This is a genomic window from Collimonas rhizosphaerae, from assembly GCF_038896935.1.
GTDB lineage: Bacteria > Pseudomonadota > Gammaproteobacteria > Burkholderiales > Burkholderiaceae_D > Collimonas > Collimonas rhizosphaerae.
Map to the genome: position 1 here is coordinate 172,488 of NZ_JBANDC010000007.1, position 22,812 is coordinate 195,299.

At 60.3% G+C, this 22,812-nt stretch carries 19 protein-coding genes; 6 read left to right on the plus strand and 13 right to left on the minus strand.

Annotated elements, in window-relative coordinates:
- Positions 1–5 precede the first annotated feature (5 nt).
- From V8G57_RS12155 to cysC, 4 genes are all read right to left on the minus strand, one after another.
- Positions 6–2,408: a pilus assembly protein TadG-related protein gene (locus V8G57_RS12155; RefSeq protein WP_342829612.1), complete on the minus strand. Its 2,403-nt coding sequence runs from the start codon at positions 2,406–2,408 to the stop codon at positions 6–8.
- Positions 2,409–2,619: 211 nt separating this feature from the next.
- The gene (locus V8G57_RS12160) at positions 2,620–2,910 is read right to left on the minus strand and encodes a Flp family type IVb pilin (RefSeq protein ID WP_092398656.1); all 291 of its coding nucleotides are present in this window, start codon (positions 2,908–2,910) and stop codon (positions 2,620–2,622) included.
- A gap of 181 nt (positions 2,911–3,091) precedes the next feature.
- Positions 3,092–3,463 (minus strand): MerR family transcriptional regulator, encoded by a 372-nt coding sequence (locus V8G57_RS12165; RefSeq protein WP_092398658.1) that lies wholly within the window; start codon positions 3,461–3,463, stop codon positions 3,092–3,094.
- Between the two features lie 958 nt (positions 3,464–4,421).
- A complete protein-coding gene (gene cysC / locus V8G57_RS12175; RefSeq protein ID WP_342829613.1) occupies positions 4,422–5,021 on the minus strand; it encodes an adenylyl-sulfate kinase in 600 nt (199 codons plus the stop codon).
- 217 nt (positions 5,022–5,238) lie between these two features.
- On the opposite strand from cysC, the gene V8G57_RS12180 reads away from it, so the two are divergent.
- A complete protein-coding gene (locus V8G57_RS12180; protein WP_342829614.1) occupies positions 5,239–6,060 on the plus strand; it encodes a sulfotransferase family protein in 822 nt (273 codons plus the stop codon).
- A gap of 20 nt (positions 6,061–6,080) precedes the next feature.
- On the opposite strand, the gene V8G57_RS12185 is transcribed toward V8G57_RS12180, so the two are convergent.
- Both V8G57_RS12185 and V8G57_RS12190 read right to left on the minus strand, forming a co-directional pair.
- Complete coding sequence (locus tag V8G57_RS12185; RefSeq protein ID WP_342829616.1) at positions 6,081–7,751, minus strand: ShlB/FhaC/HecB family hemolysin secretion/activation protein; 1,671 nt, start codon at positions 7,749–7,751, stop codon at positions 6,081–6,083.
- Positions 7,752–7,791: 40 nt separating this feature from the next.
- Positions 7,792–13,239 (minus strand): two-partner secretion domain-containing protein, encoded by a 5,448-nt coding sequence (locus V8G57_RS12190; RefSeq protein ID WP_342829617.1) that lies wholly within the window; start codon positions 13,237–13,239, stop codon positions 7,792–7,794.
- A 579-nt stretch (positions 13,240–13,818) separates the two neighbouring features.
- Here V8G57_RS12190 and V8G57_RS12195 point away from each other — a divergent pair.
- From V8G57_RS12195 to V8G57_RS12205, 3 genes are all read left to right on the plus strand, one after another.
- The gene (locus V8G57_RS12195; protein WP_092398670.1) at positions 13,819–14,409 is read left to right on the plus strand and encodes a phage tail protein; all 591 of its coding nucleotides are present in this window, start codon (positions 13,819–13,821) and stop codon (positions 14,407–14,409) included.
- A gap of 80 nt (positions 14,410–14,489) precedes the next feature.
- Positions 14,490–15,083: a phage tail protein gene (locus V8G57_RS12200; RefSeq protein ID WP_092398672.1), complete on the plus strand. Its 594-nt coding sequence runs from the start codon at positions 14,490–14,492 to the stop codon at positions 15,081–15,083.
- A gap of 77 nt (positions 15,084–15,160) precedes the next feature.
- The gene (locus tag V8G57_RS12205) at positions 15,161–15,481 is read left to right on the plus strand and encodes a DUF6916 family protein (RefSeq protein WP_342829618.1); all 321 of its coding nucleotides are present in this window, start codon (positions 15,161–15,163) and stop codon (positions 15,479–15,481) included.
- 6 nt (positions 15,482–15,487) lie between these two features.
- On the opposite strand, the gene V8G57_RS12210 is transcribed toward V8G57_RS12205, so the two are convergent.
- Positions 15,488–15,988, minus strand: coding sequence for a GNAT family N-acetyltransferase (locus tag V8G57_RS12210; protein WP_342829619.1), 501 nt, complete (start codon positions 15,986–15,988; stop codon positions 15,488–15,490).
- 201 nt (positions 15,989–16,189) lie between these two features.
- Here V8G57_RS12210 and V8G57_RS12215 point away from each other — a divergent pair, with 201 nt between their 5' ends.
- Positions 16,190–16,888 (plus strand): aspartyl/asparaginyl beta-hydroxylase domain-containing protein, encoded by a 699-nt coding sequence (locus V8G57_RS12215; protein ID WP_342829620.1) that lies wholly within the window; start codon positions 16,190–16,192, stop codon positions 16,886–16,888.
- Between the two features lie 247 nt (positions 16,889–17,135).
- On the plus strand, positions 17,136–17,882 hold the full coding sequence (locus tag V8G57_RS12220; protein ID WP_342829621.1) for a hypothetical protein: 747 nt from the start codon (positions 17,136–17,138) through the stop codon (positions 17,880–17,882).
- 85 nt (positions 17,883–17,967) lie between these two features.
- On the opposite strand, the gene V8G57_RS12225 is transcribed toward V8G57_RS12220, so the two are convergent.
- From V8G57_RS12225 to leuC, 6 genes are all read right to left on the minus strand, one after another.
- Positions 17,968–18,921, minus strand: a complete 954-nt coding sequence (locus V8G57_RS12225; RefSeq protein WP_342829622.1) for a cupin-like domain-containing protein — start codon at positions 18,919–18,921, stop codon at positions 17,968–17,970.
- A 19-nt stretch (positions 18,922–18,940) separates the two neighbouring features.
- The gene (locus tag V8G57_RS12230; RefSeq protein WP_092398684.1) at positions 18,941–19,243 is read right to left on the minus strand and encodes a hypothetical protein; all 303 of its coding nucleotides are present in this window, start codon (positions 19,241–19,243) and stop codon (positions 18,941–18,943) included.
- Between the two features lie 2 nt (positions 19,244–19,245).
- Positions 19,246–19,572 (minus strand): YbjQ family protein, encoded by a 327-nt coding sequence (locus V8G57_RS12235; protein ID WP_342829623.1) that lies wholly within the window; start codon positions 19,570–19,572, stop codon positions 19,246–19,248.
- Positions 19,573–19,649: 77 nt separating this feature from the next.
- Entirely contained in the window at positions 19,650–20,675 is a 1,026-nt protein-coding gene (locus V8G57_RS12240; RefSeq protein ID WP_092398688.1) for an NADP-dependent oxidoreductase, read from the minus strand.
- A gap of 88 nt (positions 20,676–20,763) precedes the next feature.
- The gene (leuD, locus tag V8G57_RS12245; protein ID WP_342829624.1) at positions 20,764–21,378 is read right to left on the minus strand and encodes a 3-isopropylmalate dehydratase small subunit; all 615 of its coding nucleotides are present in this window, start codon (positions 21,376–21,378) and stop codon (positions 20,764–20,766) included.
- Positions 21,371–22,807: a 3-isopropylmalate dehydratase large subunit gene (gene leuC, locus V8G57_RS12250; protein WP_425458271.1), complete on the minus strand. Its 1,437-nt coding sequence runs from the start codon at positions 22,805–22,807 to the stop codon at positions 21,371–21,373. The genes leuD and leuC overlap by 8 nt, the downstream gene beginning before the upstream one ends.
- Between the last annotated feature and the right edge of the window lie 5 nt (positions 22,808–22,812).

Sequence of the window (22,812 nt, forward strand, 5' to 3'; positions counted from 1 at the left end):
GCTGTTCAATTTATTGTGAAGAACAATAATTTTTCCGGATAATTCAAGCCTTCCAGCCGCGCATTCCAGTAAGGCAGCATCAAATTGGCGTGCGATATCACTTGCATGCGGCTGGTCCAGCGTTCAACCGGCGCCCGGTAATACACCCGCGCCTTGCCCATTGCCTGCAGGTAGTCCTGCTTGATTTCGGTGTCGTAATCCTTGATCGGCGCGCGGCCCAGGTTGAATTTGCCTTCCTCTCTCAACGGCGACTTCATTGCGCCTACCGATTCCTGCAGCCCCACTACAAACGACGGCCCCAGGTCCTTCAAGGCGTTGTCCTGTATTTCCTTGGAAGCGACAAACAGGTTGCTGGCCCCGCGGTCGCCGATTTTGTAGTTGCCGATATTGGCGTCGCGCATTTCCCAGAAGCCGAACCGTTCCGCCGGCAAGCCCATGTCGGCTGCGACCACGCCGCCCAGGCCGGGGCGCTGGAACAAGGTTTCGGTGCCGCGCGATGTACGCATGTTGATGACATCGATCAGATCGCCCAGGCCCAGCGCATTCAGAAGGAACTTCAGGAAACCGTTGACATTGTTGAGCGGATCGCCGGCAGCTTCCTGGGCCATTGAAAAGCCTTGTCCCAGCATGTTCGACACGGAAGTCGCCACATTGCCGCCCAGGTTCGAGAGATTCTGGAAATTCGCCGCCTGCTGCGCCAGTGCGGTTGCCAGCTGCACTTCCGGATCGCCGCTGCCCGGGCTGGGTGCATTCAGCGATGAGCCCGAAGCCGGCATGCCCGCGGGAGAACCGCCAAGCACGGTGCTGGTGCTGCCGTTAGGCATGTTGATCACGCTTCCCGACGAATTGCTTGAGTTAAGGCCGTTGCCAGCGGCTTCCAGCGCCGGCTCCAGCGGCGCCACGATGGCGTTGTTGAGCGTGCTGGTGGCGTTGGCGTTGGCGGATTGGCCTTTCATGGCGCTGTTGCCGGCCGCCCTGGCAATATTCATGACGCCGCGGTTGTAGTATTTTTTTGCCGAACCGGCGGCCAGCGAAGCGCATGCGCCGCTCTTGCCGCCCAGGCGCGGCGCATAGATTTCACCGCTGGGCAATGTGAAATACATGCAATCGTCGAGGCCGGTCGCTTCGCCCCAATAGGCTTTTTTGGCAGCGTCGTCGGCCTTCACCACATCAGAGAATTTTTTCATGTCCTCGGGAATTTCCTGGTTTGCATCCACGCCCTGGCGGCCGACTTTGGACATGGTCACGGCGCCGGCCAGCGGAATGTGGATATTGAACAGGTGCGGATTGATGTCGATCACATCGAAGTTGCTCCAGCCGTAGGTGCCGTCCTGCATCTGCATCATGCGCGTGCCGCCGGTGCGTTCATACAGGCACATGATGGGGCTGACGATGACGCCCACCGTATTCATGAAGGCTTCGATCACAGGGCCGATGACATCGGCAGCGACGTTGCCTTTCAGCGCCGGCACGATCTGTTCCAGTCCGTTGGTTTCCAGGCCGGTCAGCATGCCGTTGATAGCAGAAAGATTGCAGCCGTCGACCGCCCACAGGCCGACGGCATTCGGAAACAGGCGGCGGCCGCCGCTGCCGCTGGTGAAGTTGAACATTTCCTTCATCATCATATGATGCACAAGGTTGAATTCAATCTTGTCCTTGTCCTTTTCCCCGGCCTCCTGCATCTTGGTCAGGCCGAGGAATTTGCGCGGCGGCTGGTGCAGCTTGATCATGCTGCCGAAATCGACCATGCTCTTGCCGATCTGGTAGACGATGGTTTGCGGGATGTATTCGGCTTGCGGCGCATTGGCTGCCAGCAGGTCGTTCTGCATGCTGATCATGGAGGACACCGTGGTCGCCAGGTGCACCTGCTGCGAGGCGAAGATCGCGTAGTTCGACAAGGATACGGTGGCGGTGCCGGCATTGGCCAGCACTTGGCTGGTGAGGCGCACGCCGTTCACTATCTTTTCCCAGAAGTCGCCGAACTTGGAGATGGCGTTGGTGACGCCCGACAGGGCGGAGCCGATATAGGGAATGAATTTGGTCAGGGCGGCGATGCCCTTCAATACCTTGCTGTTGTTTTTCCAGTACTGGTCCGACATGCCGACGCTCGACCACATCGCCGTCATCTGTCCCACCGCCTGGTAATTGGAAATCATGGCGCGGTTGGTATATGCGGTGTAGTTCAAGCCTTCGGCAGCAACGTTAGCGGTGCTGAAAGCGATGGCGTCGGCGGCGTTCACCAGCTGCCGCTTCTCGCTGGTCACCTGCGCCATGTTGTAGACGGCAAACAGGCCCACGCACAGCACCGCAAAAAAGAAGATGGCGATAGGCAGCACCGCGCCGCGCTGGCGCCAGCCGCCAAGAGCCGCGCTCCTGTTGACCCTGCTCTTTTCCGATGCCCGTTTCACTATGCGCTCCCTATCAGAAATCAATTATTGATGATTGACTGACGGCCTCCGGCCGAACCAATTCATTACTTTTCTGATGAAAGTATTTGAAAGTATTTTTTATGCGCAGCTGAAACACCCGGCCGCGGCAAGCCCCGCTAAACGGAGCGTGTTGATTGAGATTCGAGGATTTGCTCCGGCCTGCAGCGATGCGGGCCGGAGCGGCGGTCGATCAGCGGTTGTCGCTGCCGTAATCTTTCATGGTGCGTTGGGTAGCTGCTTTGGTCTTAGCCAAATCTGCCGCAGTTTTGGCTGCCGTGATCTCTGTCGAACCATCGTTGCCCGACATTTCTTGTGCCATGCCCGCAACCTGATGTCGAATAACGCCGCCAAAAGCCGCAAACACGCCGATACTGACAACCGCAATCAGCGCTACGATGATGATGTATTCCGACATGCCTTGGCCGCCTTGGCGCAATGCGGTTTTAATACGACGGGATGGTGAGTTTGAAAACAATGCCATTTTGGATCTCCTGAGGCTGGTGGTGGTGGGACAATTCCCTGTTGCTAAAACTGAGCGTGTTCAATTTTTAGTCTATCCAGCTACCGTGTTTTCTAATTCCTCGCGAAACACTGTCGCAGCCTATCCCGCACCATCGTCAACGACGATGGCGTGCCTGAATCATTCGAATGATTTTTTTGTTTTACTTCACCGACGCAACGGCGCGGGAACCGAACAAGGCAATGCGCTCGGAGAGCCGGCGCCGGCGTTCGGTCAACACGTCGATCAGACCATCCAGTTCGTGAAGTTTCTCTATGTGTGGCGCCAGGTCCGCGGCGCCTTGTTTTGGATCAAAATTTTCGCTTCCGGAAGACTGCAGGAAAGTGCCAATCTGCCGCGTGCTGAAACCACATTCAATCAGGTCCTTGATCTGCCTGACGATTTCCACAGTCTGCAGTGGATAATCGCGGTAACCGTTAGCCAGACGCTGTGACAGGATCAGTCCTTGCGACTCGTAGTAACGCAAGATACGTGCGCTTACTTTTGCTCGATTTGCTATTTCTCCTATTCGCATTTCGCCTTTGCCTTGTTAACAAATAAGCGGTCCGGATAGCGGTGCAAACAAGGTAAAGAGATGACAGATATTTTTGTGCCAGCTTTTCATAACGTATTGCGATCCGTCCGAATTGCTTGATCCGATTAATAAAACGTTCTACTAACTGCGGTCTTTACACAGGTGAAGATATACAACGAACCTTGCCATGGTGCGCTTAGAAGGTGCTGACGATACGCCGCGCAAGCGCTCGCCTCCCTGATGTTATGCAAGACATGTGCCACTCAAAGTGAATGTTAATACATGTCTTTTATTGTCAAATAATGTTGAAGTAGGGTAACTATAGAACATTGACACTAATGAGAACGTCAAGAAAAAAATCACTTCAATCGGTACGACAGAGCAGTAATTCGTTGTTTAGTTGCAGCAATATTTTTGTTTAGCGCCAATGCCGTTTTGTTTAGTAGAACCAAAAATTGGCACCTGCATTTCATTGATGCGAAGCCGGCATGACCTTATTTGAAGGTCGTGAACACGATTCATCGGAAACGGTTTTTCATTCGTAAACGACGCGCCGGAGGCGGCGCGCGCAGGCATCCGGCAATGAAAAAATTGCAGTTCAGGATGGCTCTAAAATGATCTGTAACCTTATGCGGCACATCCATGCATGCTGTCGCGTCCGAACTGTGCAAATTTTTTTCATTTCAAAAAAAACGCGACGATGCCATCGATGCGGATTTTGTCCGCCATATTTCATGTCAATGTTTGGCAAGGTTTGATCTTCTTCGATGCCGCCGCCATCGCGGCCCGCACTCCAGTCGGATCGCTTGTGATGGTCGCCGTGTACGGCAGATGGGCGGACTGCCGTTCCTGGCCGCTGCCGGCGCATAGGCAAAAAAAACGCCCGGGCCGCGCTTGCTGCCCGGGCGTATCTGTTGCAGAGCCAGTTCAGTTAAGCGGTATTTCCAGGCCGAACGATCTAATGTGCGTCGAGCGGAAAATTGCGCTCCACATATGCCACCAGCTTCTTCACGCTTGCTGCGATACTTTCATGGCCGGTATCGATGGCGAGCTGCGGATGCTCCGGTATTTCATATGGCGCGCTGATGCCGGTAAACTCACGCAATTCACCCGAACGCGCCTTCTTGTACAAGCCCTTGGGGTCGCGCGATTCACAGGTCGCCAGGTCGGCAGCGAGATGGATTTCGTGAAACGCCTCTCCGCAGGATTGCCTGGCTCGCGCACGGTCGGCCCGGTAAGGAGAAATGAAGGCCGTGATGCAGATCAGGCCGGCGTCGGCAAACAAGGCGGCGACCTCGCCTACGCGACGGATATTCTCGCTTCTGTCCGCTGGACTGAAACCGAGATTTGCATTCAGGCCTTTGCGTATATTGTCGCCATCCAGCACGTAGCAGGAATATCCCAGCGTCGTCAGCGCATGCTCCAGGGCCATGGCAAGCGAAGACTTGCCTGACGCAGGCAATCCGGTCAGCCACATGACAGCGCCACGGTGGCCGTAATGCGCCGCGCGCTGCGATGCATTCAAGGCATGCGGTACTGCGGTCAAATTTTTTTCCATTCAACACTCCACAGGATACGGCGCCCCGCGACGGCCAGGCGGCAGCATACATGATGCCTCAAAACGCAGCGGCCGGAACGGTTCATGTCCGTGATTCAAGCGTCAGCTACGCCACACAGGCGCAGGATGCGGTAATATTTGACGAACGGTTTTCCTGCACTCAGCAGTGCCGCAAACGTGCCGGGCAGCCATTCAATATGAGAACAAAGGCCATGAGATGATTCCAGCATTCGTCGGCGTAACGGGTTTACCCAGGGCGGGTTCCACGCTGCTGTGCCAACTGTTGGCCCAACACCCCGAGATTCATTGCGAAGGACATAGCTCTCCCCTGTGCAACACCTTGCTGGGGATCCGCCGCATGATCAGCGAAGACACTTTTTTCCTGTCGCAGCTCGATACCCAATTCGAGCAAAGCTATGCCCACCTGACGTCGGCGATGCAGGGATTCTTGCGGGGCTGGCACCACGATTGCGGCAAGAAGGCGGTAGTGGACAAGAACCGCGCATGGCTGCATGCGATAGAGCTGCTGCTGCATATCGAACCGAACGCCAAGCTGATCGTGTGCCTGCGCGAACTCGGACAAATCTACGGTTCGATCGAAGCGCAGCACCAGCGTACGATCCTGGTCGACTTCATCGACCACCTGGCCGACTTCGATCGCTTCGGGCGGGCTGACATGCTGTTCGCCAAAGACAAGGCCATCGGTGCGCCGCTGATCTCCCTGCATGCGGTTGCCGACCTTCCCAAGCATGTGCAGGAACGCCTGTATTTCATCCGTTTCGAAGACTTGATGGAGCGGCCCTCGGCCTGCATGGCGCACCTGTATTCCTGGCTGGGACTGTCGCCGTTCGAAATCGATCCTGATCATCTGGTGATAGGGCTGCAGGAAAGCGACAGCCACTATCACATGAAATACAGCCACAAGCAGGCGCGCCAGGTCAGCAAGCCGAAACGGCACGATATTCCGCCGCGCATACAGGCGCAGATCGAAACCGCCTGCTCCTGGTTCTACCAGCTTTATTACCCGCAGAAGATGTAAGGCCCTGGATTGAAGGTTCCCTAAAACGCCTTGCCGATTTCGGCCCAGGCGCGCACGGACTTATTGTCGCCAATCAGCTGCGGCGTCGAGCCGAACGGCGCGGCGATATAGAGCTTGGCATGCCACTGGTCCGGTCCGCTCCAGTTCATGCCGACGCCGGCTCCGCTCAATGTTGCGCCATTGTCGCCCGGCAGCCAGGGATTCTTGTTGACCGTCACGTGTTCGCTGTCGACGAAGGCCAGCACTTGCCAGCGCCCGCTCGCGAACTGACCGAGCTCGTGCCGCAGTTCGATCGAACCGAAAACCCCGGTATCGCCCGACAGTGCGCCGATGTCATAGGCGCGTACCGTATAGGGACCGCCAGCGACCATCTTTTCCGCAGGATCCAGGTTGCCGTTTGTCCATTGGCCGGCCAATGCGAAATACAGGGAATCGTTCTGCGTCAGGTTTTGCAGCTGCGCGAGATTGCCGTTCCATTTCGTGTAGCTGCCCTGCGTCTTGGCGGTGACGGAATCAGACAGTTGCGCCGCCCGGTCATCGAAGCCGACACGCCCCGCGGTGATGCCGATATTCCAGGTGCCGATGCCGCCGGCCAGCACACCGTTGCGCCAATCGCCGTTCAGGCTCGCGCTCCAGTTATCCAGATGGCGGTCAGTCTTGATGTTGCTGACGCCGATACGGTCGTTCAGTTGCTTGTGGTCGTACTGGATCTGGCCGTACAGATTGGCATCGCGCGCGCGCACGAAGGGATGTTTGACCCAGATGCCCGCTACCTGCGCGGTGCCGCGCGCGTCCAGCGCGCCCAGGGTATCGCCGAGGATGTAATGCAACGCCGAATAGGAACCGCCCATGCGCGTGCCCAGGCCGTTGAGCAGGGTTTCATAGGCAATGCTGCCGTAATTCATGTCTCTGCCGCTGGTCAGCGCGCCGATGCTGAGGATATCGCCATGGTGCAGCGGATTGAAGACATTCACGGCGGCGCCGAGGCGAGCCCTGCCGGTATAGCGGTTGCCGAAATTGTCCAGCGTCACATTGCCGGCGACCTGCGCCGTCGGATCGGCTTGCACCTGCAGGTCGGAAGTGCCGACTGCTTCGCCCGGCTTCAGGAGCGCACTGACGGCGACGCCCGGAATGTCCGAGGCCAGCAGCAGCGTGCGGTCAAGCCCCGCCTGTGTAACCACTTGCCCGGCTTGCAAAGGCGACAAGGTTTGCTGCAGCAAGGCGTCGCTCACCCGGCTGCGGTTATCAAGCTTGACCTGGCCGTAACGGGCCTCGATGATCATCACCTTGACCACGCCGCCTTGGATGGTCTGGGCCGGGATGATGGCGCGCGCCAGCGGATAGCCGTGGTTATGGTAGTAGTCGGTGATGCGCGCAACCACTTCGCCGAGCTGGGCCAGGGTGAGGTTCTTGCCCTCGGCGTCGGCCACCAGCGCATGCAGGGTTGCCGTATCGAACACGGTATTGCCGGACAGCTGGATGCTGGTGACGCTGAATGCCGCACCCGCCGGCTGCTGGGCGCCGCCCTCCCGTTCGATGGTCAGGCCGGTTCCCGTCGACGAGGGAAGCGCCGGCTTGAGCGGCTGGATCTGCTGCAGTATCGAACCGGCGCCGGGCGGAGTCACCTGATCGGCCGCAAGCGCGGCGAAGGATGGATAGCTGAGCAGCATGGCTGCGATGATCGGCTTCATTGGATATAGGTACCTACCGTTATTTTTCATTGAGGCTCGCTTATTCATCCGTGCTCACAATATTGTCCGGCAACCTGACTCCGCCGCCCGTGACCTTCACTTCCACACCGTTCATGCCATCGCCGATTTTATTGTTCGGCGGCTGGACATTGAACTGCACCAGGTCGAGCGCCGCCAGGTTGATGCCCGCGTGCGGGGTGGCAAAAACCGAATCCAGCGCGGTGATCACGTTCTGCACCGAGACGGGGGCCGACCCCGGTTTCAAGGTCAACGCAGTAGCGTTGCCTGCCGCTTGCACGAACACATAGTTCATCGCGCTCAGGCCGCCGCCGTCAATCGCATACAGTCCCGGCAGGCTGGTCGGCTGGACGTTGCTGGTCCAGGTCAGGCTGCCGGCCGTAGCACTGTCCAGCGTATCGCCGCCCACCAGGCCGCTCAAGGTGCCGCTCAGGCCGGCCGGCGTTTGCCCGGCAATGGCGCTTGCCGGGACGGCATTATAGGTAAGCGTCGCCGGCGTAATACTGGCGCTGGTCGTGGCCGTGCTGCTCACTATATAGTTGCCGGCATCGGCGCCGCTTGCGCTGATGCCCGCTATTGTCACGGTCTTGCCGGCGCCGGCATTCTTGTCGGCAAAGTTGGCAGAGGTATCGCTGAACGTCAGCGCATCGCCGGCCAGTCCGCCGCTGAGCGTCACCGCGGCCGTCGTATTGCCGTCATAGGTTTTATTGGCGCCGATGGCGGCAACGGTGATGGCCAGCGGCGTGATATCGGCAGTGGTCGATGCGGTGGCGTTGCTGACCAGGTAGTTGCCGGCATCCGCCCCGCTGGCGCTGATGCCCGAAACGGTAACCGTCTTGCCCGTGCCTGCATTCTTGTCGCCAAAAGTTGCCGAGGTATCGCTGAATGTCACCTTGTCGCCGCCTATCAGGCCGCTGCCGGCCAATATCGCCGAACCGGAAGTCGTTGCGTCATAGACCTTGCTGACGCCGCTGGCGGTGACCGTGACCGACTGCCGGCTGACCGTATAGTCGCCGCTAATGCTGCCCAATATGTAGTTGCCTGCATCGGCGCCGCTCAAGGCGCCATTTGCCGATTCGATGCCGATGTGGGTGCCGGCAATCAGGTGGCCGCTGCTGCTGGTCAGCCCAGTCGTGTTCACCGAAACGCCTGGGGCGTTGACAAGATCTCCCGAGATGACATTCGATATGCTGATTGCGCCGGGCGCCAGCACCGAACCGTAGACCGAGCTGCCCGCCGCAACCGTCCCGCTCAAGGCCAGCTGGCTGACGGTGTAGTCGCCGGTGGCGCCGGCAAAGGTGTAGTTGCCGGCATCCGCTCCGCCCAGGGCAGTACCCACCGATTCGATGCCGGTGTGGGTACCGGCAATCAGGTGGCCGCTGCTGCTGGTCAGGCCGGTCGTATTGACCGTGACGGCGCCCGGCGTGACCAGGTCGCCGCTCACGGCGTTGGTGAAATTCACCGACCCTGGCGCCAGGGTCGAGCCGTAGGTCGAACTGCCTGCGCCAACCGTGGCGTTCAACGCCAATTGGTTGACGGTGTAGTTGCCCGTGACGCCACTGAATGTGTAGTTGCCGGCATCGGCCCCGCTCAAGGTGCCGACCGTTTCGATGCCGGTATGCGTGCCGGCAGTCAGGTGGCCGCTGCTGCTGGTCAAGCCGGTGGTATTGACGCCAACCGTCGCCGTACCCAGCGCATCGCCTGAGACCGCATTGGTGAAGTTCGCAGCGCCCGGGACCAGGACCGCACCGTAGGTCGAGCTGCCCGTCGCAACCGTACCGGTCAGGGCCAGCTGGCTGACGGTGTAATCGCCGGTGGCGCCGGCAAAGGTGTAGTTGCCGGCGTCCGCCCCGCCCAAGGCCGTACCCACCGATTCGATGCCGGTGTGGGTACCGGCAATCAGGTGGCCGCTGCTGCTGGTCAGGCCGGTCGTATTCACGGTGACGGCACCCGGCGTGACCAGGTCGCCGCTCACGGTATTAGTGAAATTCACCGCGCCCGGCGCCAGGGTCGAGCCGTAGGTCGAGCTGCCTGCGCCAACCGTGGCGTTCAACGCCAATTGGTTGACGGTGTAGTTGCCCGTGACGCCGCTGAATGTGTAGTTGCCGGCATCGGCCCCGCTCAAGGCGCTGACCGTTTCGATGCCGGTATGCGTGCCGGCAACCAGGTGGCCGCTGCTGCTGGTCAGGCCGGTGGTATTGACGCCAACCGTCGCCGTACCCAGCGCATCGCCTGACACCGCATTGGTGAAGCTCGCCGCACCCGGCGTCAGCACCGAACCGTAAGTCGAGCTGCCCGTCCCTATCGAACCGGTCAAGGCCAGCGGCGTAACGGTGTAGTTGCCGGTGGCGCCGGCAAAGGTGTAATTGCCCGCATCGGCGCCGCTCAGCGTACCGCTCACCGACTCGATGCCGTTATGCGTACCGGCCGTCAAGTGGCCGCTGCTGCTGGTCAGGCCCGCCGTATTGACGGTCACGGGCGCAGCCGTGACGGTATGGCCGGCGACCATATTGGTGAAACTCACCGTGCCGGGCACCAGGGCCGAGCCATAGACGGAGCTGCCGGCGCTGATGCTGCCGGTCAGCGCCAACGGATTGATGGTCAATGCGCCGTTAACGAAAGTGATGAGGTAACCCTGCTGGCCGGTGGAAGAAAGACCCGACGCGATGATCGTGTAAGTGCCGGCGTTGACCGCCGTTTGCGACGTTCCGCCGTAGCTTAAGCTGCCTGCCAGGCCGCTCGGCATGGCCGAATATCGATAGCCATTGAGGCCGGTGTAAGTCACGCCATTGTTGCTGGCATAGGCCGCGCCGTTGAAAGTGCTGCTGGCATTGTTGGCTGTGACGGTCAGCGCCGTCATGCCGGAGAGTAATAGCGGATAGCCGCCGGACATTATCCAGGTGCCGCTGAAATCCCATGCGGGATTCAGATTGCCGTTGGCCGCTGTGCTGGACGTGAAATTGGCCTGGTTCTGCATATTGGCAGTGGTCATGCCGGTGCCGCCGGCGGAGGTGCTCTGGCCGGAGCTTGTCTTATCCCAGAAGCTGCCGGTGACGGCGCCGGTGCTATTGCCAATCAAGCCGCCAACCAGGGTCGAGCCAGCCCCCACGCTCACGCTGCCTGTCGAAAAGCTGTTGGTGACTGTTCCACCGCCGCCGAAGCCATCGTTATTGCCCACCAAGCCGCCGACAAAGCTAGCGCCGGCCGTGCCCGTGACACTGCCTGTGGCATAGCTGTTGTCGATCGCAGGAGTCCCGCCCGTATTGCCGTAATTGTGGCCAACCAGGCCGCCGACAGCGCTGGTGCCGGAGACGTTGCCGGTTGCATAACTGTTGGTCACCCTGGCCGAGCCGGTAAAACCATAATTGGAACCGAGCAAGCCGCCTACATATGACGCGCCGCTCACAGAGCCGGTGGCATAACTGTTGGTAATTAATGCGGTGATGCCGACCGCACCGTAGGCATAGCCAACCAATCCGCCGACACTGCTGCTGCCGATCACATTCCCCGTTGCGTAGCTATAGCTGACCGTACCCCCTTGCAAAGCACCAAGCAACCCGCCGACGCCAAGGCCGCTCGCGCCACCATTCACCGTGCCGGTAGCATAGCTTCTGGTAATCGTGCCGCCCTGCTGGTTCCATCCCACCAAGCCGCCGATGTAATCGGAGGCGCCGCTGGCGCTCACGCTGCCGGTCGAGTAACTGTTGCTTATGGGGCCGCTGTTGTAACCCACCAGCTGGCCGGTATAGTTCGAACCGGTGACGGAAACGCTCCCCCCCACCAAACCGACGTTGCGCACCACGCCGCTCGATTCTCCAAACAATCCTCGGCCCGAGCTGCTTGCGCTCGGGGTGATCGCGAGGCCGTTGATGGTGTGGCCCAGGCCGTCGAATGCTCCCGTAAAGAATGTGGCGCCTGTGCCTACCGGCGTGAAGCCCGCGCCGCTGTTCCAGGCGGAAGTGGAGACAGCGCTGATGTCGCTGCCGAGCGCATAGTAGCCCGCGAGATTTCCCACCATTCCCTGCAGGCTGCCGTCGCCGCTACTGGCGGCCGTGCCCAGGGAGTTGATGACCGTATAGACATGGTTGTTCATCGTCAGCACGCCGCTGCCGCTGAAATTGACGCGGCCGTTGAACCCGCTGCTGCCCAAGGCGACATTGACATGGCCGCTGCCAGGCTCCAGGTCCAGGCTGGCGGACCCGCTGGCCGTCATCGTGGCGTTGATGTTCACGTCGTTGCTGGCGTTCAGGGTCAGCTTGTGGCCGTTCCAGCTGACCGTATCGTCGACGTTGATATTGCCGCTGGTGCCGCTGGCGCCGCTGGCCGAAGAAATCGTGACATTGCCCAGGCCTAATGCTGTGCTAAGCGTGGCGCCGGTCTGGTCGCCGCCGCTGGGCGCGATCGTGAAATCGGTAGGATCGATCAGCCAGGTGCCGGCCAGGCCCAGCGCCGCGGCCGTGGTGATCCTGGCGCTATTCGCCACCTTGACGTTTGCTGCGCTGGTCTCAATGAAACCGCCATTGCCGCCGCCAGGCGCGCTGGCGTCAAGCGTGCCGCCGACGTTGACGGTGCCTGCCGCCATGCCGCCCAGCAGGGTAATCGTGCCGCCCTGGTTTTCCACCGTGCGCGCTTCAATCACGCCGGTGTTGTTGACGACGCTGGCCAGCAACGCATCCTTGGCCCCGGCGCTCATGATCACGCGGCCGCCGTCGGCCTGGATCAGTCCGCCGTTTTCTGCCGCGCTGTTCAGCACGCTCTGGTCGACCTGCAGCTGCAGCAGGCTGTTGCCGCTGAATGTGAGGGTGACGGCGTTGCCCGCGCCGAGCGCCACCGCGCCCTGCGGCGCGCTGATCGTGCCCTGGTTGCTGACATGGTTGCCGAGCAAGGCGACGTAGCCGCCGTTGGCCGCCGTGATCGATCCCTGGTTGACCACGCTGCCGGAGCCGTTGCCGCTGAAAATGCGGGTATTGCCGTTCAGGCTCGCGTCATGCAAATCCAGCGTGGAGGCAACCAGGCCGCCGACATTGACCTGGGCGCCGGCGCCGAACAGGATGCCGTTCGGATTGATCAGGAATACCTGGCCGTTGGCATTCAGGCGGCCGAGGATCTGCGTGCCGTTGGTATCGAATATGCGGTTGACGGCAATCGCGCTGACCGAGGGCTGCACGAAATTCACCGTTTCTTGCGGAGCGATGTTGAAGCCGCTCCAGTTCAGGGTAGCGTTCTGGCTGGTCTGGCTGATCGTGGTGGTGGCGCCGGATTGGCGGATGCTGCCGCTGCCGGCGACAACCTGGCCGCCGGTCGGCGCCGCCTGGGCTCCCATCGCCGTCAGCGACAAGGCCGCCGCCACCAGTTTGCGGCGCCCGCCCTTGCCGCGCCCGCGGGTTGTTTCCGCTACTGCGATCCAGCCGTTGGTCACGGTGCTCCAGACCAGGCGATAGATGTGGTTCATAGATCCGTGGCGTTTCATGGAGTGATTTCCTCATTGAACCTGCACTACTCAACCAGGCAATGCGCACGGCTAGCCAAGACCTGGTCGGCCGCCCGCCTGCTCCTCGCTTAAACAAACCGTGCGACATCGACATCGACGCCGCGTATTCGTCACGCAGAAACTGTGCTTAAGCTGCCCGGCGCCGGAACACAGCGGTACGGCTGAGCAGACTTCAATTAAAAATCGTATTACCGCGACAACGGATTCAAAGGACTGTGACTGGCGCAAGGCGCGCCAAAATGAAAGTTAACATACAGATAATGTCAACCTGGGGGACATAGCTGGTTTCCCTACCCAGCTTTCTTTTAAGCAATATATTACACCAAGTCAATGTGTTACACGCAAGCCAATTGTTAATCTTAATTGTATCTCACTGTATCCGAGCGATTCTGGCCTCAGTTGATTGTCCACAAGACTCTTGCTACGACATTTTTCAAGCAAGTATTGCTGAATCCTATTGCCGAATCCGGGTTTTCCTGTTCAACTTCGGCTTGCTGGAAGTTAACATTCAGCAACCTTGATCCATATCAAAACAGGCTACTCAACGAAGGAAATGCGATGAACATATTTCTCGGTAGCATCATGACTTTCGGTTTTCAATTCAATCCCAGCGGCTGGCAGCAATGTAACGGCCAAACGCTCGGCATCGATCAATATTCGGCCTTGTTTGCCTTGCTAGGCACCAACTTTGGCGGCGACGGCGTGCAAACCTTTCAACTGCCGAACCTGCAAGGACGAATGCCGCTTTGCCAAGGCAACGGCGCCACGCTGAGCCCGCGTGTGATCGGCGAGTTTTCCGGCACCGAAAGCATCTCGATCGGCATCAGCAACCTGCCGTCCCACACCCATACCGCCACCTTTACACCTGCCGGCAGCAGCGGCTACACGGTGTCAGGCAACACCACCGGCAACCTGCTGGCGCCCACCGCGACCAACAACATCCCGTCGGGATCGCCCGCCGGCACCTCGGCCGGGGCGATCTGGGGCTCGACCGCGCCCACCATCCCCTTGGGCGGCGCCGGCGGCGGCTCCGGAGCTACGGTGAGCAACGCCCTCACGGGCAACAGCCAAGCAGTGGGAAGCATGAATCCCTACCTGGCGCTGAACTTCAGCATCGCCTTGGCGGGTATTTTTCCTTCGCGCAATTAAGCATTACCGCAGTAAAGCCAGCCGGCCTCGAATAGCAAAAACACCGGTCTTAAACCGCAGCAATGACAAGGGAGATTTCCATGGAAGTGTTTCTCGGCAGCATAATGACTTTCGGTTTTCAGTTTAATCCTAACGGCTGGCAGCAATGCAACGGCCAGACGCTCGCCATTCAGCAATATGCAGCCTTGTTCTCGCTGCTGGGCACCACCTACGGCGGCAACGGCACGACATCCTTCCAGCTGCCGAATCTGCAAGGACGGGTGCCGATCGGCCAAGGCAACGGCATCGGCTTGACGCCGCGCGTACTCGGCGAAGCGGCCGGCACTGAAAACATTTCGATCACCATCAACAATATGCCGTCCCATACCCATGTCGCCACCTTTACGCCGTCGGGCGGCGGCAGCGGCTACATGGTATCGAGCAATACCACCGGCAACCAGCTGGTGCCGAGCGCGACCAACAACATCTTGTCCGGATCGCCTGCGGGCCCGCAAGGCGCGGCGATCTGGGGCTCGGCGGCCGGGACCATTCCTTTGGGCGGCAGCAGCGGCAGCGCCGGCGGCACCGTCACCAATGCACTCACCGGCAACAACATACCTGTGGGCAGCATGAACCCTTACCTGGCGCTGAACTTCAGCATCGCGCTGGTGGGTATTTTCCCGTCCCGTAATTAGCGGACAGCAATAGCGGGCAGGCCGGCTAGCGGCCTGCCCGCTGCCGTTTTTCATTGCCGATAGATAGATTGAATCCGATGCTAGAACTCGTTGACGCCGCTTATTTCACTCCCTCGACCGGACAGGTCTGCGCGCTGCAGCTGCCGGACGGCAGCGCCTTGCCGGTGCTGGTCGACAGCGTGAATGTGAAAGCGCAATACCGCAACCCGTATGCGCCGGAACAGCAGCGCCTGCCGTTCATCGTCACGCTGACTGCGCAGCAAGCCACCGAATTTCTCGAAGGCCCGTGTGCGATCGATTTGCCGCAACGCCAGCGCCTGGAAGGCGTTTACGTATCGCGCCTGGCGCCGCTCGGACGCGATCCGGCCGGCGCCTATTTCCAGGTGGTGTTCAGCTAAAGGGATTCAAGGCTGCCGCGGATACCACACCATGCGGTCGGCCATCAATTGCGATTCTTCCACCTGGAATCCGAGTTCCAGGTAGATGCGCTTGGCGCCGGGATTGTTGTGCCAAACCACCACCGTAACCGGGCACTGCACATTGCCGGCGGCTTGCAGCACTCCGCGCAGGACTGCCTTGCCGTAGCCGAAACCGCGGGCGACGGTAATAAAAGCAAGATAAATCACGCGCACTTCGTTGTGGCCGAAATCCACCACCAAGGCGCCGACGGCGGCCTGGGTTTTCTCGATGACGAAATGCATGGCGTTTGGATACTCTTCTCCGGTGCCCTGCGCATGTACGGCATATTGCTGGGCGACCACCGTTTCGATGAATTCGGGTTCGCCGTCGATCAACTGCAGATCCGGGCGGGCGGAACGATACAGAGTTGCCAGAAAGGGCTGGTCGCCGGCGGCCGCAGGCCGCAGCGAAATGCCGGCCGGCATGGCAAAGGAAGAAGTGAGCATGCTGAATTTTCTGAGGAATTGAAGTAAATACGGTGGCCGTCACTACGGCTGACATCCATTGCTGGAGCAAGCTTATAACAGAAGCCGCCTTGACGGCTGGAGTTGCCTCAAATAAAGTACTCCGGCGCAAGATTTTACCCGCGCTGCCGCCAAGCTGAGAAGCGCTGCAATCGACATATCCATTGGATTGAAGGTAGCCGAATGAACCGATGCCTCAAGTTGCCGCTGCTGTTTGATCCTGATGCGCTGCTGAAGGATTTGCGCGCTTGCGAAGCCATGGAATGGCCGCCGCATTTCCATACCGAAGACTATGACGGCCTATGGTCGGGCCTGGCGCTGCGCTCGGCATCCGGCAAGGCGGACGATATCTATTCCCACCCAGGCAGCGCCACCCGCCTGGATACGCCTTTGCTCGGCCTATGCCCCTATATCACCGGCATCTTCAACGCCTTCGAATGCGAGATAGAGTCGGCCAGGCTGCTGCGCCTGGCGCCCGGCGCGCTCATCAAGGAACATCGGGACTTGCATACCGGATATCAGTTTGATGTCTTTCGCGTCCACATCCCGATCGAGACCAGCAGGCAAGTGCGATTCCTGCTTGGCGGACAAGCCTTGGACATGCGCGCAGGCGAGTGCTGGTATGCCGATTTCAGCCTGCCTCACAGTGTCGAGAATTGCGGGGACAGCGCGCGCACCAACCTGATCCTGGACTGCAAAAGGAATGGCTGGTCGGACCAGCTGTTCCGCCAGGCCGGCTACGATTTCGAGGCAGAGGCGCGCAGCCGCAGGCTTGACAGGGCAACCCGCGCCATGGTCATCGCACACCTGTCCACGATGAAAAGCGAAACCGCGGAACGCTTGATCAAACAACTGGAAGCCGAGGCAGATAGCGATGAATAGCGCAATACAGCAAGAGATACGGCAAGCCGATACGGCTGTCGTGGCCGAGGAATGGATACCCTACAAGCTGCTGCGGCAAGAACAGCAATGGCGTTGCCTGTGGCTCGACCTGGCGGGCAAGCGCATTTCCGAGCCGTTTTTCTCCGACACGATTTTACGCTGCAAAGCCGGTGCCCCAATCGGCCGGCGCTTTGCCAGCATCAGCTCCCTGGAATACCTGACGGCATGCGCAGCGGCAGCGGCCGACGTGGTCGCGCCAAGCGCATTTATTTTCCATGTTTCGCGCTGCGGCTCAACCCTGGTTTCGCAACTGCTCGGATTGAGCGAAAAAAATATCACCCTGTCTGAAGTGCCCCTGATCGATGAACTGCTGCGCGCGTCCCGCCGGCAGCCGGATCCCTCTGAAACGGAAGCTGCGCTGAAAGCCGGCATTTCTTTACTGGGCCGGCGCAGGTTCGGACAGGAAAAGCATTTGTTCATCAAGCTCGACAGCTGGCATGTCTTTTTTGCCGGCACGCTGAGAAGGCTTTACCCAGGGGTTCCGTTCGTACTGTTGTACCGCAGCCCGGACGAAGTGGTTTTTTCACATCAGAAGCGGCGCGGCATGCAGGCCGTGCCAGGGCTGCTTGAACCGGAACTGTTCGGCATGTCACACGCGGAATCGACAAGTTACGATGGCGACCGCTATATCGCCAAGGTGCTGGAATATTATTATTCGCAATTCTTGCTCATCGCCCAAAATGACGATCGCGCAATCCTGCTGGACTACCGGCAAGGCGGTATCGACATCGTGCGCCGGCTGGCCAGGTTTGCGGGCATGGCCCTGGATGAGGCAGAAATTGCGGAAATGGCAGTGCGTTCGCGCTTTCACGCAAAATATCCGGAACAGGGATTTGCAGAGGAAAAGAAAGAATCTTGCGTGTCTGCATATCTTCAGCCGGCACAGGCAATGTATGCCCGCCTTGAGCAACTGCGGGCAAGACTCTCCCGCTGATACACAACCGCCATTTCAGCAAATATGCCGCATCAGGCAGGGAATGGTTCATGCCACGCCGGCAGTCCATCGCAAGCGGCGTCAGCTACGCAATATGCTTGTGGCAGATGCAATGCCCCCAGCGGTACAGGTGCATATTGTGCAGCAGGTCCTTGGTTGCCGTCGGCACGCCGCTCAGAAGGATTTCCTTGGCGGTCAGGCCGAATACCGCCAGGCTGATCGACGGCGCCAGCGACACCACCGCGTGCCAGGTCCGTTTCGGTATGAACAGCGCGTCGCCCTGCTCCACCCGCGCGTACAAGCCTTTGGCCTGTTCCAGCTCGCGCAGCTGTTCCGGGTTCTTGTCGAAATGCGCGATGTTGATCGAACTCAGGGTGGCGCCCCAGTCGTATTTTTTCGACGGCCGCATGAACGCTTCTTCCGACGGCGGGAACATGACAAATTCCTTGATTCCGCGCGCCTGGCAAAACCAGTTGTTGGGCACATCGCGATGCAGTCCGGTGTGGGTGTTGGCCGGCCCCATGAATACCGATTCCCAGGTCCAGCGCCAGCCCGGCCACAGGCTGCGGATATCGAAATCGCTGCGCAGCTGCGGGAAATCCTCCAGGATGCTCCATTGCGCCAGGTAGTTCCGATGCGGGGTGAACGATTGCATGTGCGCCCAGTTGAGGTGGAACTCCTCGCCCGGCTGCAACTGCAGGCGCCGCCGGTTCGGCAGCAGGCCGGCTTCGTCGCTGACCGGCACGGTCGCCAGCGCGGCAAGTTCACGCAGGTACGGCGCAATCGGCAGCAGCGGACGCTCCTGCGTTTCGCCCTGTTCGACCAGGCCGTTCTGGAATTTCCTGGTCGGCTCCGAGCCGTCCTTGTTGCGCAACTGCGCCATCTTTTCAAAAGACCAGTTTTCCTGCGCCGGCCAGTTACGCAACGCGCCCTTCACCAGCAAGGGCCGGGTCCGTTCGCCGAAGCCGCCCTCCTGCGCCAGTTGCAATGCGTCGATTTCTTCCACCAGCTTAAATGCGGGACCTAAAATTTGTGTCATATCCTGATTACCTGCGATGTCAAGGGAGCCGGCTGTCGTTTTCACTGACGGGGACGTAACGCCGCTCACCACTGTCGGGGCTGTACCATACGCTCATCACGCGGCCCGATTCAGGATCGACAAAACGCTCCCCGGTTTCCTGCCAAGGGCCGTCGTCCGGTTTGGGCGCGTGCGCATAGCGCCAGCGTTCCAGCAATACTGCCGCCGCCAGCAGCAAGCCCCAAAAGGCGAACGGCCAGGCGCCGTCGGCGCCGGCAATGACGCCGACCAGGCCGGCCAGCGCCAGCAGCACCGCAAAACCAAGCAGCAGCAGGCGCAACATGGTCAGGCCACAACCGGCTCGACCACCACCGCCGTGCCATATGCCACGATCTCGCTCATGGTCTGTCCCATTTCCGATGAATCGAAGCGCATCATCACTACTGCGTTGCCGCCCATGCGATGGGCGTTCTTGACCATGCGGTCGACTGCATGGCGGCGCGCTTCCTCAAGCAGCTGCGTATATTCGGTGATTTCGCCGCCGACCAGCGAGCGCAGCCCAGCCATGATGTTGCCCGCCAGGCCGCGGCTGCGCACCACCAGCCCGAACACCTGGCCTTTGACTTCCGTGACCCGGTAACCCGAGATGTTTTCTGTCGTGACCACCAGCATATTTCCCCCATGAAGATTGCCGCAATCCAATTGTAAATCAGCGCGCCCGCTTCACGGGAATTTCCTCGGCCGCCGGCTCAAACCCGCACCAGCAGCTTGCCGATATTCTTCCCCTCGAACAGGCTGTTGAGCGCTTCCGGCAATTGCTCGAAGCCATCGACATAGGTTTCCTGGAAAACAATCTCGCCGCTTTTCACCCATGGCGCCACGATCGCCAGCATTTCATCCATGCGGTGGGCGAAGTCGCGCGCCAGGATGCCCTGGATGGTGGCGCGCTGGAACAGCATGTGCTGCAGGAAGCGCGGACCGAGGTCAGGCGTGTCGAGGCCGCCGTCATACTGGCTGATGGCGCCGCAAATGATGATGCGCGCGCGCCGCTTGATCAGCGGGATGACGGCGTCGGTGATGGCGCCGCCGACGTTGTCAAAATAGATATCGACGCCGCCGGTAGCGGACTGGATTGCCGCGCTCAGCGCCGCCGGCGTGGCATGGGCGCGATAGTCGACCGCGCCGTCAAGCTTCAGCGTTTCGGTAAGGAATCTGCACTTCTCGGGCCCGCCGGCAATCCCGATCACGCGGCAGCCGGCGCGTTTGCCGAACTGCGCCACCAGCGAACCGACCGCGCCGGCAGCCCCGGACACCAGCAAGGTATCGCCGGGCCGAGGCCGTCCGGCTTCGGTCAGTCCGAACCAGGCGGTCCGCCCCGGCATGCCGAGCACGCCCAGCGCGGTGGAAACCGGCGCCGCGGCGGGATCAAGCTTGGTGAGTTCGCTGTGGTGGCAGCGCGCATACAGCTGCCAGCCGCTGTAGGCCGACACCCAGTCGCCGGCCTTGAACAGCGGGCTGGCCGACGCCACCACTTCGCCCACCACGCCGGCGCGCTGGACGATGCCCAGCGGATGCGGCACGTCGTAGGTATTGCGTTCATGCTGCTGGATGCGGATATAAGGATCGACGCTGACGATCCTGGCGCGCAGGATCACTTCATTGGCCGAGAGATTCCCGTCCAGTTCGGTTGCACGCAACTCGTAGTGTTCATTGCTGACGCGTCCATCGGGACGCTTGACGTAAAACCATTGCTGGTTCTGGTATGTGCTTTGCATGTCTGGCGCCTGGTTGCTTTTGGCCTGACAGTGTAGCCAAATTGCAGCGACCGCGCCGGCCACGCCAAAAACCAGACTTCCGGCGTCGTTATGCGGGCGGCAACACGCGTCCCCAGGGAGCTGCGGCGCAGTGCTGCTGCTCGAACATTTCTATGCGCGGCAACAGCTGCAAGGTCGCTCCCACCATATCGAGCCCTTCGACAATCATCTTTTTATGGCGTGCGCCAAGCGAAAAGCCAAACACATGCGAGGCACTGCGGACTTCCATCTTTTCCAGGTCGATGGCCAGATGTTTGTCGTTCGCCTGGTCCTGCAGCAGCAAGTCGATCTGGTCCGCTTCCAGCACCACCAGCAGCAAACGATTGTTCAAGGCGTTGCTGAAAAATATCTCGCCGAAGCTGGAGGCAAGCACCGCCTCGATGCCCAGTTGCTGCAAACCCCATACCGCATGCTCGCGGCTCGAGCCGCAACCGAAATTGGGGCCGCCGACCAGGATATTGGCATGCGCGTACTCGGCGCGGTTGAGCACAAAATCCGACCTGGGGCTGCCATCGGGATGGAACCGCAAGTCAAACAGCACACCCTTGTCCAATCCTTCCTTGGTGATGATGCGCAAGAACTGCTTGGGCATGATCTGGTCGGTATCCAGGTTGTCGATCAGCAGCGGCGCCGCGATGCCTGTTATGTTTGTCTTGTCATGCATGCCGGTTCTCCAGTGTGCGGACATCGCTGATGCATCCGGTGATTGCGGCGGCGGCCGCCATCGCCGGGCTCATCAGGTGGGTGCGCCCGCCGCGGCCCTGGCGGCCTTCGAAATTGCGGTTGGTGGTGGAAGCGCAGCGCTCGCCAGGCGCCAGGACGTCGTCGTTCATCGCCAGGCACATCGAACATCCCGGCTGGCGCCATTCAAACCCGGCGTCGATAAAAATTTTGGCCAGGCCTTCCTGCTCCGCCTGGCGCCGCACTGCGCCCGAACCCGGCACCACCATTGCCCTGACCGTTGGCGCGACATGGCGGCCGCTGACTATCGCTGCGGCGCTACGCAAATCTTCGATGCGGCCGTTGGTGCACGATCCGATGAAGACGCGGTCGACCGGCAGGCCAAACATGGTCTCGCCTGCGGCCAGCCCCATGTATTGCAGCGCCAGCAAAATGGCGGCGCGGGCATGGGCGTCGGCTGCCGCCGCCGGATCGGGTATCGGCGCCGTGACCGCCACCGCCTGGTCAGGACTGGTGCCCCAGGTCACGAACGGCGCCACTTCCGATGCCGAGAACGTATGTTCGATATCGAAGACGGCATCGGCGTCGGAATACAGCTGCTCCCAATCCGCCAGCGCCGGCCTGAATTCCTGCTCGCCAAGGCCGGCTGCTTTCGCCCTGATGTAGTCGAAGGTGGTCTGGTCAGGCCGGATCAGCGCCGCCCTGGCGCCGGCTTCCACCGCCATGTTGCACAAAGTCATGCGGGCCTCTGCCGACAGCGCCGCAATCGTCGATCCTGAAAATTCCACCGCATAGCCGCGTGCGCCCTGCGCGCCGATGCGGGCAATGACCTGCAAGACCAGGTCCTTGACGGAAGTGCCGGCAGGCAGCGCTCCCTCGACCTTGATGCGCATGTCTTGCGCCAGCCGGTAAACCAGGGTTTGCGTCGCCAGGATATGCTCCACCTCGGAAGTGCCGACGCCGAAGCCGAGCGCACCCAGGGCGCCATAGGTGGTAGTGTGGCTGTCGCCGCACAGCACCACCATGCCAGGCCGGATCCAGCCGTGTTCGGGCGCGATGATGTGTTCGATGCCTTGCTCTTCGTGGTTGGCGTCGAACAGCTTGATGCCGAAATCGCGGCAATTGCGCTTCAGGTTGCTGGCCTGCAGCGCCGACGGCGGATCGACGATCACGCGCTCGGCGACGCTGACCGGATGGGTCGGAATGATGTGCGACACCACGGCCAGCTGCTGCCCTGGCCGCAGCACCTTGCGGTTTTTCTCGCGCAAGCTGCTGAATGCCTGCGGGCTGGTGTATTCGTTCATGATATGCAGGTCCGCATACAGCAGCACATGCTGCTCGTCGAGCCTGACAACGGTATGCGAATCCACCAGTTTCCTGTACAGCGTACGCTGCGGGATATTGCCATGCATGGGAT

What these genes read in the sequence shown, in the direction of transcription:
- V8G57_RS12215 (WP_342829620.1), top strand. Translation starts at nt 16,190, where the DNA reads ATGAACCGATGCCTCAAGTTGCCGCTGCTGTTTGATCCTGATGCGCTG.
- cysC (WP_342829613.1), bottom strand. Translation starts at nt 5,021, where the DNA reads ATGGAAAAAAATTTGACCGCAGTACCGCATGCCTTGAATGCATCGCAG.
- V8G57_RS12200 (WP_092398672.1), top strand. Translation starts at nt 14,490, where the DNA reads ATGGAAGTGTTTCTCGGCAGCATAATGACTTTCGGTTTTCAGTTTAAT.
- V8G57_RS12205 (WP_342829618.1), top strand. Translation starts at nt 15,161, where the DNA reads ATGCTAGAACTCGTTGACGCCGCTTATTTCACTCCCTCGACCGGACAG.
- V8G57_RS12185 (WP_342829616.1), bottom strand. Translation starts at nt 7,751, where the DNA reads ATGAAGCCGATCATCGCAGCCATGCTGCTCAGCTATCCATCCTTCGCC.
- V8G57_RS12235 (WP_342829623.1), bottom strand. Translation starts at nt 19,572, where the DNA reads ATGCTGGTGGTCACGACAGAAAACATCTCGGGTTACCGGGTCACGGAA.
- leuD (WP_342829624.1), bottom strand. Translation starts at nt 21,378, where the DNA reads ATGCATGACAAGACAAACATAACAGGCATCGCGGCGCCGCTGCTGATC.
- V8G57_RS12180 (WP_342829614.1), top strand. Translation starts at nt 5,239, where the DNA reads ATGATTCCAGCATTCGTCGGCGTAACGGGTTTACCCAGGGCGGGTTCC.
- V8G57_RS12210 (WP_342829619.1), bottom strand. Translation starts at nt 15,988, where the DNA reads ATGCTCACTTCTTCCTTTGCCATGCCGGCCGGCATTTCGCTGCGGCCT.
- V8G57_RS12240 (WP_092398688.1), bottom strand. Translation starts at nt 20,675, where the DNA reads ATGCAAAGCACATACCAGAACCAGCAATGGTTTTACGTCAAGCGTCCC.
- V8G57_RS12190 (WP_342829617.1), bottom strand. Translation starts at nt 13,239, where the DNA reads ATGAAACGCCACGGATCTATGAACCACATCTATCGCCTGGTCTGGAGC.
- V8G57_RS12165 (WP_092398658.1), bottom strand. Translation starts at nt 3,463, where the DNA reads ATGCGAATAGGAGAAATAGCAAATCGAGCAAAAGTAAGCGCACGTATC.
- V8G57_RS12230 (WP_092398684.1), bottom strand. Translation starts at nt 19,243, where the DNA reads ATGTTGCGCCTGCTGCTGCTTGGTTTTGCGGTGCTGCTGGCGCTGGCC.
- V8G57_RS12225 (WP_342829622.1), bottom strand. Translation starts at nt 18,921, where the DNA reads ATGACACAAATTTTAGGTCCCGCATTTAAGCTGGTGGAAGAAATCGAC.
- leuC (WP_425458271.1), bottom strand. Translation starts at nt 22,807, where the DNA reads ATGCATGGCAATATCCCGCAGCGTACGCTGTACAGGAAACTGGTGGAT.
- V8G57_RS12195 (WP_092398670.1), top strand. Translation starts at nt 13,819, where the DNA reads ATGAACATATTTCTCGGTAGCATCATGACTTTCGGTTTTCAATTCAAT.
- V8G57_RS12160 (WP_092398656.1), bottom strand. Translation starts at nt 2,910, where the DNA reads ATGGCATTGTTTTCAAACTCACCATCCCGTCGTATTAAAACCGCATTG.